The organism is Vibrio zhanjiangensis, from assembly GCF_030161235.1.
In the GTDB taxonomy this organism is placed as follows: Bacteria; Pseudomonadota; Gammaproteobacteria; order Enterobacterales; family Vibrionaceae; genus Vibrio; species Vibrio zhanjiangensis.
On the sequence record NZ_BSPW01000083.1, the window covers coordinates 24,451 to 38,193 of the forward strand.

Consider the following 13,743-nt stretch of genomic DNA (forward strand, 5'->3'; position numbering starts at 1 on the left):
TGCGTTCACGCCAGCATTTCTTCATATCTCAAGTTTTTATCTTATTATTGGCTTTAATGTAATTTACTGTCATTTGTGTTCGTTTTTTGAACCAAAAAATAAAAATCCTCATCTGCTCAGACCACTTAACTTTTATTTTCATATCTAATACCATGTCCTTAACAAATTGTTGGCATCAATTTAATTGGCATCTGTAGAGATCTGCAACACCCCCAAGCGAATAGTGAGTTTTATAAATATATGCTTTGGGAGCATACTCTTCTGAATCTGCCATTTTTGATAGTAAACCCATATGTGAATGAGCATAAAGCTCATCAATATCTTGTGACTAAACCTTAATCAATAAAAAGAGGCAAGAATGAACACACAGCAGTGCTCTTTGTTAGCAGTGTCCATCCTACTCGCCAGCCAAGTTCACTCGGCAGGCTTTCAAGTAGCGGAGCATTCCGCATCAGGTCTAGGTAGAGCATTCTCAGGTGAGGGTGCCATTGCCGATAACGCGAGTGTATTGGCGCGTAATCCGGCAGCTATGATGCGATTTGAGCAAGCAGCCTTTTCAGGCGCCGTCTCGTTTATCGATCCAGAAATTGATGTTAAAGATGTCAGCAATAATGAGCAATCCAATGACATCGCACCTTTTCAGATTGTGCCCGCCAGTTATTATATAGCGCCTATCAATCAAAACTGGGCTTGGGGCCTTGGCTTATTTACCAATTATGGTGTTGCAACTGACTACCCAACCAATATATCGGCGGGTGATATGGCGGGTAATACCTCGCTGCGTTCAGTGAATTTAAACCCTAATGTTGCCTATCGCTTAAATGAATCTTGGAGCTTTGGCGTTGGTGTCAATTTGGTTTATGCCGAAGCTGAATTAACCCGCTATAAAGGTGAAACCACAACGTACTATGGTGGTAATGCTAACGATAAATTAATTGGCATGACGGGAGAAACGTTTGGCTATGGTTGGAATATCGGCAGCTTATATGAACTGGATGAGGATAACCGCTTTTCATTCGCTTATCGTTCTGCGGTGAACTTAGATTTTGATGAGGGTAAATTTAGTTCTTACAGCTCAGGGATTGCCTCAGAGCCTACGGTGACTGGTCGCCTTGAAATTGAGCTACCAGCTATGTTTGAACTGTCTGGTTTTCACCAGTTGAGCCCTCAGTGGGCTGTGCATTACAGCTGGCAGCGCACGGATTGGAGCACCTTTACCAAGCTTGAAGCCACTAGCCCCAAATGTACCTATAACGGTATCCAAGGTCAATGTTTCTATAAAGCAGAAGACTATAACGATAATGACCGTTTATCACTCGGCGCGACATACCAACTCAACAAAGAGTGGACCTTAAGAGCAGGTTACGCCTTTGATGAGCAAGCTGGTAAAGCGACATTGAGCATCCCAGACAGTGACCGTCATTGGTACAGCACAGGTTTCACCTACCAATGGAGCCCAGCCTTATCCTTTGATGCAGGCTTTGCGTTGGTGTTAAGTGATGACGGTTCGTTTAAAGAAACCAATGGTTTAGGTCAAGAGCGCACGTTTGAGTCACAGGGCCGCGCCTTTATTTCCTCTATACAAATCAATTATGCATTTAATTAAGGTCTAAGGAATGACAAGTCTTAAGAATATATTTCGCCTAACGTTATTATGCTCTGCTTCACTTCTTGTAGGTTGCGGAGACGGTAAAGGTAGCTCTGGTACAGAACCAGAATCGTACATCGGTGAATCTTTATCTCGCAGTACCACCGTCAGAATGTATCTTGGTGGCGGCAATAAATATGTGCCTTTGAACAACAATCTATTACTGGATGGTCAAACAGGTATGTTAAAGGTTCTGTCTGATCAAGAACGAGCCAATAGTGATATTAGCGATCCTAAATTCGCACTTGGTTACGCTGATGGTTTTTCTACCTCTATGCCAATATACATCTCCATGGATGGTAGAGGCTTTGGTGATGATTCAGAGATTACAGAAGGGGTAAGCTTATTTAAAGTTACCAAACCTCTCACTAATAACGCCGTATTTCATGAACGCCCACAAAAGCTAGCAAATGATGAATTTCAAGTATTTGGAAAGGGCGACAAACTTGTTGTAGTGCCAACTAAGCCCTTTGAGCCAAGCAGTGAATATGTATTGGTGCTAACCAATCAAATAAAAGATGTTAAAGATGAGCCTATTGGTATGTCTGGCTCATATGCAGGGTTAAAGTCGCATCCTTATACAGACGGTGTACTCGCTGGTATACAAAAATTACTAAAAGCTCAAGAGGCTATTGCTCAGGCTGGCGGGATTGATCCCAAAACTATCGTTTATTCTGCTTGGTTTACTACTGGGTCAGTTGGCGATGTGGTGACTAAAACCGCGAAAGAGCTGTTAAAGCTAAAAATTGAGGATAAAGGGGCATTTAAGTTAGAAAATGCAAACCCTAGCAACCTAGATCTTTCATCAATTTACTCTTTGACACTGGACAAAAAAGAAGGGGGAGAGGTGAAAACTCGGTCATTTACGGCCGCATTGGATGATGAAAAAGTATTTAGTGTCGCAGGGAGTGACGGTGAGAAGTTTAAGAATGGACTGAAGGATTTATACACAGCGTCAGGTAAAGACTTGGATTTGGTTAGGGTTACTAAAGGGAAGGTGGCACTACCTTATTTTCTAGAATCTGGTAGTGCTTTTGCGGTCACACCTTTCGAACCTGCGTTGCCAGGATCTTCGTTTGTTAGCCGTTATTCGCCTATTCCAGTGATTAAATCACTCAAGGATGTGGAATTTACACTATTTACGCCAAAAGATACTCAGGTCAATGGAATAGTTATTTACCAGCATGGTATTACTTCTGTTAAAGAAGATGTCTATGCCTTTGCAGCCAATTTAACCGAAAATAAGTTGGCTGTAATTGCTATTGATCATCCCCTTCACGGAGCCCGAGCGCTAACTTTGGGTAATAATCAATTAATTGTGACCGATAAAGAAAACCCACTTTATTACTTAAATTTAGCAGCGTTACCTGTAGCTAGAGATAACCTAAGGCAGAGTGTTCTGGATATCTTAGGATTGCGATTAGCTCTGGAAGGTAAATATATCAATATTCAAAATGATAAGGTAGAGCTTGAAGTGTATGACCCTGATTTGGGGGTTCCAGCTGATGTTACTGCGTTGGACAAAACTAACATAAATTTTCTTGGTCATTCTCTGGGAGGAATCTTGGGCAACACGGCCGTTGCAATAGGGAGCGCCACCGAACTGCCGCAATATGGCTTCAAGTCTGCTGCATTTGCGAAGTCAGGAGGCCACATTGCTGAGCTCTTGTCCATATCAGGTAAATTTGGAGATGTTATCAAAAAATCATTTGCGGCAAAGTTGGGTCTCCCTGTTGATTCACAAGAATTCGAAACTAAGTTTGCTCAGTTCAAAATAGTTGCTCAAACTCTCATGGATACCGTGGACCCTCATTCTGTAGTGAGTGCAGGCCTTTACCCAACAGATTTACCTACGCTGCTGTTACAAGTAGAGAATGATGATACCGTACCAAACCATGGCTTTGCTCTTGATAAGACTCCGCTGGTTCCGACGGCTCATTTTGTAGGTACAGAAGGCTTACGAAAAGGCTTTGAGCAAGGTGATACGAATGTTGTAAGACAATTCGCTTCTTTTAAAGAAGGAGATCATGCGTCGTTATTTGTACCTAATTTTGAAGATTCAGATGATATGATGGCTCAAGTTCAAAAAACTGCAAACACCTTCGCTATTCGAAATTTGGTAGTAGACTTTCTATCTCTTAAAGAAAATGAAACCTTAGTTGTTGATCCAAGCTTTGCAACCCTTGAATCGTTACCAGTTATAGATTAGTCAAGTTTAAGTTATTAATTTAAATGCAAAATTAAAACTAATCAATTGAGCTATAATTAAATTAAGGCGGCGAAATTGTCGCCTTATTTTTTAACGACACAATTGAGTGAGGCGGATATGGAAATGCACCAGCACTCGATGCCCGATTTGTTTATGCAGCTTGGACTCGAGAGCTCAGATGACAACATACGTGAGTTTGTGAAAACACACAGCGGCTTGGTGGTGGGCACTGCACTTCACGAAGCTTTTTTTTGGTCTCCTTCCCAGGCGGCGTTTCTGAGACAGGCCATAGATGAAGATGCCGACTGGGCTGAGCTTGTTGATCAATTAGACGCTCTATTAAGAGGTTAAGAGTAAGTCTATAAGCTATTTGACAATCGCGTATTCGTTTTTGGGGCTTATCACATGGTGTGATAAGCTTTGTGTCGGAATATTTTTGTCTTTCAGTCTTCTTTTATGTCTCAGTATCTATAAACCACCAATCTTAGATAGCGAGCGTGATTTGATAGAGGAAAATCAGACTCAGATCCGTGTTTTTTTACTTATCTAAGAAAAAAATCCTATTTGACTTGAAAAAGTGATGAAAGGCCCCATTTGAAAAATTGTCGTCTGATTAATTGACGTTTTTTTTAGCGGTTGGTGGAGTTTTTAGGTCAGAAGGCTAAGTGATGTTGGGTATAAGCTCGACAGTAACCGATCAGGTCGGTAGAATGCGGCGTCTGAATTTTATCCTGAGGCTAATCGGAGATAGCTTTTGCGATTGAATCAATAAAGAGATCACTAATTAGTCCGGTGACTGACTCGTTTGGTTATCGATTCTCGATTTACAAATAGTGCTCTTTGAGTACCAATGAAGATGAACTTTTTGTCGAGTTCATATGCTCAGTTTCAATTTGAGCCAGTTTTGAGGTTAATGAATAATGCAAGTTACTGTTGAAACGCTAGAAGGCCTACAGCGCCGTCTTAACATTACTGTTCCAGCTGCCAACATCGAAGATGCTGTGACAGCTGAACTACGCAACATCGCAAAAAACCGCCGTTTTGATGGCTTCCGTAAAGGTAAAGTGCCATTAAAAATGGTCGCTAAGATGTACGGCAAAGCAGTACGTCAGGACGTGATGGGTGAAGTGATGCAGCGTCACTTTATTGAAGCGATTGTAAAAGAGAAAATCAACCCAGCAGGCGCACCTACTTTTGCTCCTGTAGAAAATAAAGAGGGTGAAGATCTTGTTTTCAACGCAACTTTCGAAGTCTATCCAGAGGTTGAACTGAAAGGCCTAGAGAATATCTCTGTTGAAAAGCCAACCACCGAAGTTCAAGATTCAGATGTTGACGAAATGATTGAAACGTTACGCAAGCAGCAAGCGGCTTGGGTAGAAGTGGAAGAAGCGGCTGAAGAAGGCAAGCGAGCGACGATTGATTTTGTTGGCTCTATTGATGGTGAAGAATTTGAAGGCGGCAAAGCAGAAAACTTCCCACTAGAGATGGGTGCTGGCCGTATGATTCCTGGTTTTGAAGATGGTATCGCAGGCAAAACTGCGGGTATGGAATTCGAAATCGATGTGACTTTCCCTGAAGACTATCATGCTGAAAATCTAAAAGGCAAAGCGGCTAAGTTTGCAATTAAACTAAACAAAGTTGAAGCCCGCGAGCTTCCTGAAGTTAACGACGAATTTGTTGCTAAGTTTGGGGTTTCTGAAGGTGGTATTGAAGCACTGAAAGCTGAAGTACGCAAAAACATGGAACGCGAGCTTAAGCAAGCAGTTAAAAATCGCATCAAAGAGCAAGCATTAGAAGGTTTAGTTCAAGAGAACGAAATCCAAGTTCCTGCGGCCCTGATTGACCAAGAAATTGGTACTCTACGCCAGCAGGCTGCTCAGCGTTTCGGTGGTAACCCAGAGGCGGCTGCTCAGCTTCCGCGTGAGTTATTTGAAGAGCAAGCAAAGCGTCGTGTTATGGTTGGTCTATTGTTAGGTGAGGTGATCAAGTCTGAAGAGCTTAAAGCTGATGATGACAAGGTGAAAGCTCTGATTGAAGAGATGGCTACGGCCTATGAAGACCCATCTGAAGTGATTGCCTACTACGAGCAGAATACTCAGATGATGGATAACATGCGTAATGTTGCTCTAGAAGAGCAAGCTATTGATGCCATTATTGCTAAGGCGCAAGTGTCTGAAAAGGCGATTAGCTTTAACGAGCTAATGAACCAACAGCAACCAGCTTAATAAGCAATATCTTGCGTACAAGGTTGACGGAACGTTAACTCTTCTGCTAACAATGGTCCGTGTGGTATTTATCATCCGGACCATTTATTTTAGGGACATAACAATATGAGCTACCAAGAAAAAAATGCAATGTCACCCATTCTAGACGCACTGGTACCCATGGTGGTCGAACAGACTTCCCGTGGTGAGCGCTCTTACGATATTTATTCTCGCTTATTAAAAGAACGCGTGATTTTCCTAACAGGTCAAGTAGAAGACCACATGGCAAACCTTGTGGTGGCGCAGTTACTTTTCTTAGAGTCTGAAAATCCTGATAAAGATATTTTCTTATACATCAACTCTCCTGGCGGTAGTGTGACAGCGGGTATGTCTATCTACGATACTATGCAGTTCATCAAGCCAAATGTGAGTACGGTATGTATGGGTCAAGCATGCTCTATGGGAGCATTTCTATTAGCTGGTGGTGCGCCAGGTAAACGTTATGTGCTTCCCAATTCACGAGTGATGATTCACCAGCCACTTGGCGGCTTCCAAGGGCAGGCATCAGATATTCAAATTCATGCTCAAGAAATATTGACCATTAAGCAAAAACTTAACAAGTTGCTTGCTGAGCATACGGGACAACCGCTCGATATTATTGAGCGCGACACTGACCGTGATAACTTTATGGCTGCGCAACAAGCCGTAGATTACGGTTTAGTTGATGCTGTACTGACTCATCGCAGTGAGCAATAATTGCCAGAGCATTTTGGCTATAATTGATATACACTCAGATCATAATGAGTAAAGGCTAAGAGGTTAGCGAATGACAGATAAAAGCAAAGAGAGCGGTAGTAGTAAACTTCTTTACTGTTCTTTCTGCGGCAAAAGCCAGCACGAAGTTCGCAAGCTAATCGCCGGCCCATCCGTATACATCTGTGACGAATGTGTTGACTTGTGTAACGATATCATCAGAGAAGAAATTAAAGATGTGTTACCAAAGAAACAATCTGAAGCATTACCAGTGCCTAAAGAAATTCGTGACCATCTAGATGATTATGTGATTGGCCAAGATTACGCTAAGAAAGTGCTAGCGGTAGCCGTATATAACCACTATAAGCGTTTACGTAATGGAGATACGACCAGTGAAGGGGTGGAGCTTGGCAAGAGTAATATCCTTCTCATTGGACCAACCGGTAGCGGTAAAACATTGCTGGCAGAAACACTGGCTCGTTTTCTCGATGTTCCGTTTACAATGGCTGATGCGACAACGCTTACTGAAGCTGGTTATGTGGGTGAAGACGTTGAGAACATCATCCAAAAGCTGCTGCAAAAGTGTGATTACGATGTAGCAAAAGCGGAACGTGGCATTGTCTACATTGACGAAATCGATAAAATTTCACGTAAGGCTGAGAACCCTTCAATTACCCGAGATGTTTCCGGAGAAGGCGTTCAGCAAGCACTGCTGAAATTGATCGAAGGAACCGTTGCTTCTGTGCCGCCTCAAGGCGGTCGTAAGCACCCTCAACAAGAGTTTCTTCAAGTAGATACGTCTAAGATACTCTTTATCTGTGGTGGTGCTTTTGCTGGGCTAGACAAAGTCATTGAGCAGCGTGTTGCAACCGGAACGGGAATTGGCTTTGGTGCCGAGGTTCGTTCGAAAGATGAAACCAAAACAGTGGGTGAACTCTTTACACAGGTTGAGCCAGAAGATTTGGTCAAGTATGGTTTGATACCGGAGTTTATCGGCCGTTTGCCAGTGACTACCACTCTTACGGAGTTGGACGAAGAAGCGCTGATTCAAATTTTGTGTGAGCCTAAAAACGCATTAACAAAGCAATATGCAGCATTGTTTGAAATAGAAGACGCTGAGTTAGAATTCCGTGAAGATGCATTACGAGCCATAGCGAAGAAAGCGATGGAGCGTAAAACGGGAGCGCGTGGTTTACGTTCTATCTTAGAAGGTGTTCTACTTGAGACCATGTATGAACTTCCATCGATGACCGACGTGAGTAAAGTGGTGATTGATGAATCGGTTATTAATGGTGAATCAGAGCCTTTGCTTATCTACAGCAACTCTGACAATCAAGCCGCAGGTGCAGAATCTTAAGTGTGATTCACATAAATTTAGGATTAAATTGAGGAGGTAGTGATTTACCTCCTTTTTTTTGTTCTTTCATTGAATCCAACCAATTAGCCCCCATATACTCCTCATAAGACTAAGCGGAAGAGAGAAGAAGAAGAATATGAACTTGGAACGTTCCGAACGTATCGAGATCCCTGTACTACCTCTAAGAGATGTAGTCGTTTACCCGCACATGGTAATTCCTTTGTTTGTTGGACGTGAAAAGTCAATCGCTTGCCTCGAAGCTGCGATGGATAACAACAAGCAAGTACTGCTGGTTGCTCAAAAAAAAGCTGAAACCGATGAACCAACTAAAGATGATTTGTTCAGTGTTGGTACAGTGGCGACTATTCTTCAGTTGCTCAAACTCCCTGATGGAACGGTTAAGGTATTGGTGGAAGGTCAGCAGCGCGCAAAAATTCATAAGTTTGCTGAAGAAGAATTCTTCACTGCAGATGCCCAATATCTAATGACCTCTGAGCTTGATGAGCGTGAAGAAGAAGTGATTGTTCGCAGCGCAATCAACCAATTTGAAGGCTTCATCAAACTCAATAAAAAAATCCCACCGGAAGTACTGACATCGCTTAATGGTATTGATGAAGCGGCTCGCCTCGCTGATACTATTGCAGCCCATATGCCACTCAAACTTTCAGATAAGCAGATTGTTCTAGAAACACTCGATATTACAGAGCGTTTAGAATTTCTGATGGGGCAAATGGAATCTGAGATAGATTTGCTTCAGGTTGAAAAACGCATCCGAACACGGGTGAAAAAGCAAATGGAAAAGTCTCAGCGCGAGTACTATCTCAACGAGCAAATGAAGGCTATCCAGAAAGAGTTAGGTGAGAGTGAGGATGGTGTTGATGAGTTTGAGGCCCTCAAGCAAAAAATCATTGATTCAAAGATGCCTCAAGAAGCTAGAGAAAAAACCGAGCAAGAGTTGCAGAAACTTAAGATGATGTCACCAATGTCTGCGGAAGCGACAGTAGTACGTGGATACATTGACTGGATGCTTGGTGTTCCATGGCACAAGCGCTCTAAAGTGAAAAAGAATCTGGCTAAAGCCGAAGAAGTGCTAAATGAAGACCATTACGGCTTAGAGCGCGTAAAAGAACGTATTTTAGAGTACCTCGCAGTACAGAATCGTATTAATAAGCTCAAAGGGCCTATTTTGTGCTTGGTTGGGCCTCCTGGTGTCGGTAAAACTTCTTTGGGGCGCTCTATTGCTGCAGCGACAGGCCGAAAATATACACGAATGGCATTAGGTGGAGTGCGAGATGAAGCTGAAATTCGTGGCCATCGCAGAACCTATATTGGTTCCATGCCAGGCAAACTTGTCCAGAAAATGTCTAAAGTTGGGGTGAAAAACCCACTATTTCTTTTAGATGAAATCGACAAGATGTCCTCTGATATGCGTGGAGACCCTTCATCTGCTCTGCTTGAAGTGCTTGATCCAGAACAAAATAGTGCATTCAATGATCACTACCTTGAGGTGGATTACGACTTATCTGATGTGATGTTTGTCGCAACATCAAATTCGATGAACATTCCAGGTCCTTTGCTTGATCGTATGGAAGTCATTCGTTTGTCTGGATATACCGAGGACGAGAAACTCAATATTGCTAAGCGTCATCTAGTGGATAAGCAGATTCAGCGCAACGGTCTGAAAAACGGAGAGCTGGAGATTACGGACTCAGCCATTATTGGTATTATCCGCTATTACACTCGTGAAGCTGGCGTCCGCAATCTAGAGCGTGAAATATCGAAAATATGCCGCAAAGCAGTGAAAAATATTTTGCTTGATGTTAGTTTGAAAACCGTCACAGTGACTATGGATAACCTAAAAGATTATTTAGGGGTTCAGCGTCATGATTTTGGCAAGGCGGATGGTAGCAACCGTATTGGTCAAGTGACGGGGCTTGCTTGGACAGAAGTGGGCGGAGATTTGCTAACGATTGAAACCGAAGCTATGCCAGGTAAAGGGAAACTGACTCAAACGGGTTCTTTGGGCGATGTCATGCAGGAGTCTATACAAGCTGCGATGACCGTTGTTCGGGCTCGCGCCAATCGATTAGGTATCAATACGGACTTTTACGAGAAACGAGATATTCATGTTCATGTTCCAGAGGGTGCGACGCCTAAAGATGGGCCAAGTGCCGGTATTGCGATGTGTACTGCTTTAGTCTCAAGCTTGACTGGTAACCCTGTTAGAGCCGAAGTCGCAATGACAGGAGAGATCACCCTGAGAGGCGAGGTTTTACCTATAGGCGGTCTTAAAGAAAAGTTACTGGCGGCCCATCGTGGTGGAATTAAGACGGTGCTTATTCCCAAGGATAATGAGCGAGATTTGGAAGAAATTCCAGATAACGTTATCGCTGATCTCAAGATTATACCTGTGCAATGGATTGATGATGTCCTTAGAGTTGCCTTAGAAAAAGACCCGTCAGGTGTCGAAATTGCTGCTGTAAAATAGTGATGTGTAGCAAAAATAAATAAAAGATTAGGCTGATAAGCACAAAAAGGCTTGTCAGCTTTTTTTTTGAGAGCTAACGTTACCCACATAGCCTCAGGCCTTGTTGGGTAAGGGTTGAGGTTAGTTTTAAATTGGAATGGAACGAAAGCTGCCTTTAAAAAATTACCATTGGTGGCGCAAAGGGGAATCACAGTGAATAAAACACAATTAGTAGAAAAAATTGCACAGAACGCTGACCTTTCAAAAGCGTCAGCAGGTCGCGCTCTAGACGCATTTATCGAAGCAGTGGGCGATACACTCCAGTCAGGTGATCAAGTTGCGTTAGTTGGGTTTGGTACGTTCAGTGTACGTACTCGTGCTGCACGTACTGGTCGTAACCCTAAAACGGGTGAAGAAATTAAAATAGCAGCGGCTAAAGTCCCAGCATTTAAAGCGGGCAAGGCGCTAAAGGATTCTTGTAACTAATATTTGCCGATATACAGAAGCAGATTGTTGGTTTAAAAAAAGCCAATATAGGCAGTTCTATCGAACCTTTTTAAAATATGCGCATCATACTGATGCGCATTTCTTTTTCTGATATCATCGCGCTATCTGATTTTTATTGTAACGTATGTCGTGACAGTTTTGATTTAACGAGAATGAACTGCACGTGGAGAGTGGTTAAATTATGATGGATCGATTACGCGAGGGCGCCAATAGCATCGCGATTAAAATTATCCTTGGGATTATCATCCTATCTTTTGTATTTGCTGGTGTAAGTAGCTATATCGTAGGTGGCAGCAACAACTCTGCTGCAAAAGTAGGCAGTATGGAGATTGGTCGTGGTGAGTTTGAACAGGCTTACCAGAACGAGCGAAATCGTATGCAAGCTCAGCTTGGCGACTATTTTGCGAATTTGTTGGCAGACCCAAGCTATGTGGCATCTTTTCGTAAGTCAGTGCTGGATCGCATGGTCAATGACCTACTTTTGGAGCAACATGCTCAATCGCTAGGTTTGCGTGTCAGTGATCAGCAAGTTAGGAAAATGATTGTCGATATGCCTCAATTCCAAGTAGAGGGTAAGTTTGATCAAGACGTGTATCAAGCGACTCTACGTCGTGCAGGTTTTAGCCCAGATAGCTTTGCAGAATACTTACGTCGTGATCTAGTGAGAAATCAATTGTTAAGTGCAATTCAGAGCAGTGATTTTTCTCTGGAAGGGGAAGTCGAAGCTCAAAGTAAACTGCTGACTCAAACACGTGAGATTAAGAAAGTCACTCTTTCACTTGCAGACTTTGCTGCCAAAGCAGAATTGTCCGAAGACGAAATTAATGATTATTACACGCAAAATTCTGACAAATATACTCGCCCAGAGCAGGTCAAACTTTCTTATATTGAGCTGTCAGCTCAGCAATTAAAAGACACGATTGAGATTTCTGATCAGCAGGCAGAAGAGTATTATCAGCAACATCTAGATAAGTATTCCTCAGAGGAACAACGCCGCGTAAGTCACATTTTAGTTGAAGGTGATGACAAAGCTAAGGCGCAGTCAATTCTTGACAAGGTCGCTGCAGGGGCAGACTTTGCCACATTGGCAGAAGAAAACTCTGATGATGTAGGCAGTGCTTCAGAGGGAGGCGCTTTAGGTTGGATTGAACGCGATGTGATGGACCCAGCTTTTGAAAAAGCAGCGTTTGCTTTGAAAAAGGTCGGTGATACCACAGGACTAGTAAAATCTGACTTTGGGTACCATATTATCAAACTTGATGAACTCAAAGGTTCCGTTATCAAGCCATATGAAGATGTTGCGCAAGATATTAAGCGAGAGATTCAAGACCAAAAAGCTATCGATGAATTCTATGCATTGCAAAGCAAATTGGAAAAAGTGGCCTTTGAGTATCCAGATTCTCTAGAGGATGCTGCAAAAGCGGTCAACGTCGATATCCACACCACAGACTTTGTTTCTGAATCGGATCTGCCTGAGCTATTGAATACACCTGCGATTGTCCAAGCCATTCAGAGCCCTGAAGTGAAAGAAGATGGTCTTAACTCGGAAGTGCTCGAAGTGGCTCCTGAACATGTTGTTGTTGTGCGCGTTTCAGATAGCCGTGAAGAGAAAGTGTTGCCTTTAGATGACGTTCGTGAGCAAGTGGTTGCCTCTTTATCGAAAGTGAAAGGCGAGCAAACGGCTATCGAACTGGCTGACAACCTTGTCGCCGAGCTTAAAAAAGGCAGTCAAGAATTGATGAAGAAAAACGACCTTTCTTTTGATGAATCTGAAAGTGTGGATCGTAGTTCTCCTTTGGCAGACGTTATATTTGCTATGCGGAAACCAGAAGATGGTAAGCCGGAGTTTGGTCAGGCAAAAGACTTCAATGGTGACATCATAGTCGTTGAACTGACCGGTGTGAAATCAGAGGTCAATGAGCAGTATAACCAGCAAATTGGCACTCAATTGGTTCAAGTGAATGCCCAGCAAGACCTGTCTGGACTTATCAGTATTCTCCGTAAAACTACGGACATCAAGTATTATGCAGTTTCCCAGTAAGTGATTGGATGAAATTGATAGTATTAATACCACGGGCTGCAAGTGCAGCCCGTTTTAATTTTCTTACCTATCACTCGTCCAACGTAGTATTTGTTTTATCGTATATAAGGTCGGATTCAATATGAGGAGAAGACACTATGATACGACATCTTTCGACAGCAATTTTGTTGGTATTGGCTTGTCACAGTTCAATAGGGTATTCACAGACAACCCCAGTCAATGATAAATATGCACAAATAGACATAACAGTAAATATTAATACAGCGCAGGAGGAGGAATTGGCGACCCTTCTCAGTGGTATCGGACTCAAAAAAGCTCAAGAAATTGTTAGGTACCGAAATGAAAATGGACCTTTTGAAACCGCGGAGGATTTAGCTCAAGTAAAAGGGATTGGTCTCTCTTTGGTTGATAAAAACCGAAGTCGGATAAAACTTTGAAAAAGGGGCGCTTTGCGCTCCTTTTTGTTGAATTACCTTCAATACACTCTGGTACAGTTAGGTGATAACCTCTATAATTTTACGCCAAATGATGGGCTGTATTAATGCAGTTGTTTTCAA

10 protein-coding genes are annotated in these 13,743 nt (G+C 42.7%); all 10 read left to right on the plus strand.

Features of this window, described 5'->3' with window-relative positions:
* Positions 1–358: 358 nt before the first annotated feature.
* The 10 genes from QQK21_RS18165 (at position 359) to QQK21_RS18210 (ending at position 13,623) form a co-directional block, all read left to right on the plus strand.
* The gene (locus tag QQK21_RS18165; RefSeq protein WP_284193591.1) at positions 359–1,606 is read left to right on the plus strand and encodes an outer membrane protein transport protein; all 1,248 of its coding nucleotides are present in this window, start codon (positions 359–361) and stop codon (positions 1,604–1,606) included.
* 10 nt (positions 1,607–1,616) lie between these two features.
* Positions 1,617–3,857 (plus strand): lipase, encoded by a 2,241-nt coding sequence (locus tag QQK21_RS18170; RefSeq protein ID WP_284193592.1) that lies wholly within the window; start codon positions 1,617–1,619, stop codon positions 3,855–3,857.
* Between the two features lie 117 nt (positions 3,858–3,974).
* On the plus strand, positions 3,975–4,208 hold the full coding sequence (locus tag QQK21_RS18175) for a DUF2789 domain-containing protein (protein WP_284193630.1): 234 nt from the start codon (positions 3,975–3,977) through the stop codon (positions 4,206–4,208).
* Between the two features lie 569 nt (positions 4,209–4,777).
* Positions 4,778–6,082: a trigger factor gene (tig, locus tag QQK21_RS18180; RefSeq protein WP_284193593.1), complete on the plus strand. Its 1,305-nt coding sequence runs from the start codon at positions 4,778–4,780 to the stop codon at positions 6,080–6,082.
* A 105-nt stretch (positions 6,083–6,187) separates the two neighbouring features.
* On the plus strand, positions 6,188–6,817 hold the full coding sequence (gene clpP / locus QQK21_RS18185) for an ATP-dependent Clp endopeptidase proteolytic subunit ClpP (RefSeq protein WP_284193594.1): 630 nt from the start codon (positions 6,188–6,190) through the stop codon (positions 6,815–6,817).
* Positions 6,818–6,887: 70 nt separating this feature from the next.
* A complete protein-coding gene (clpX, locus tag QQK21_RS18190; RefSeq protein ID WP_284193595.1) occupies positions 6,888–8,171 on the plus strand; it encodes an ATP-dependent protease ATP-binding subunit ClpX in 1,284 nt (427 codons plus the stop codon).
* A gap of 136 nt (positions 8,172–8,307) precedes the next feature.
* The gene (lon, locus tag QQK21_RS18195; protein WP_284193596.1) at positions 8,308–10,659 is read left to right on the plus strand and encodes an endopeptidase La; all 2,352 of its coding nucleotides are present in this window, start codon (positions 8,308–8,310) and stop codon (positions 10,657–10,659) included.
* A gap of 171 nt (positions 10,660–10,830) precedes the next feature.
* Positions 10,831–11,124 (plus strand): HU family DNA-binding protein, encoded by a 294-nt coding sequence (locus QQK21_RS18200; RefSeq protein WP_284193631.1) that lies wholly within the window; start codon positions 10,831–10,833, stop codon positions 11,122–11,124.
* Positions 11,125–11,326: 202 nt separating this feature from the next.
* Positions 11,327–13,186, plus strand: coding sequence for a peptidylprolyl isomerase (gene ppiD, locus QQK21_RS18205; RefSeq protein WP_284193597.1), 1,860 nt, complete (start codon positions 11,327–11,329; stop codon positions 13,184–13,186).
* A gap of 137 nt (positions 13,187–13,323) precedes the next feature.
* Positions 13,324–13,623 (plus strand): ComEA family DNA-binding protein, encoded by a 300-nt coding sequence (locus tag QQK21_RS18210; RefSeq protein ID WP_431313141.1) that lies wholly within the window; start codon positions 13,324–13,326, stop codon positions 13,621–13,623.
* The last annotated feature ends 120 nt before the right edge of the window (positions 13,624–13,743 follow it).

Coding starts and splice junctions, on each gene's coding strand:
- QQK21_RS18165 (WP_284193591.1), top strand. CDS start 359: ATGAACACACAGCAGTGCTCTTTGTTAGCAGTGTCCATCCTACTCGCC.
- QQK21_RS18170 (WP_284193592.1), top strand. CDS start 1,617: ATGACAAGTCTTAAGAATATATTTCGCCTAACGTTATTATGCTCTGCT.
- QQK21_RS18175 (WP_284193630.1), top strand. CDS start 3,975: ATGGAAATGCACCAGCACTCGATGCCCGATTTGTTTATGCAGCTTGGA.
- tig (WP_284193593.1), top strand. CDS start 4,778: ATGCAAGTTACTGTTGAAACGCTAGAAGGCCTACAGCGCCGTCTTAAC.
- clpP (WP_284193594.1), top strand. CDS start 6,188: ATGAGCTACCAAGAAAAAAATGCAATGTCACCCATTCTAGACGCACTG.
- clpX (WP_284193595.1), top strand. CDS start 6,888: ATGACAGATAAAAGCAAAGAGAGCGGTAGTAGTAAACTTCTTTACTGT.
- lon (WP_284193596.1), top strand. CDS start 8,308: ATGAACTTGGAACGTTCCGAACGTATCGAGATCCCTGTACTACCTCTA.
- ppiD (WP_284193597.1), top strand. CDS start 11,327: ATGATGGATCGATTACGCGAGGGCGCCAATAGCATCGCGATTAAAATT.
- QQK21_RS18210 (WP_431313141.1), top strand. CDS start 13,324: ATGATACGACATCTTTCGACAGCAATTTTGTTGGTATTGGCTTGTCAC.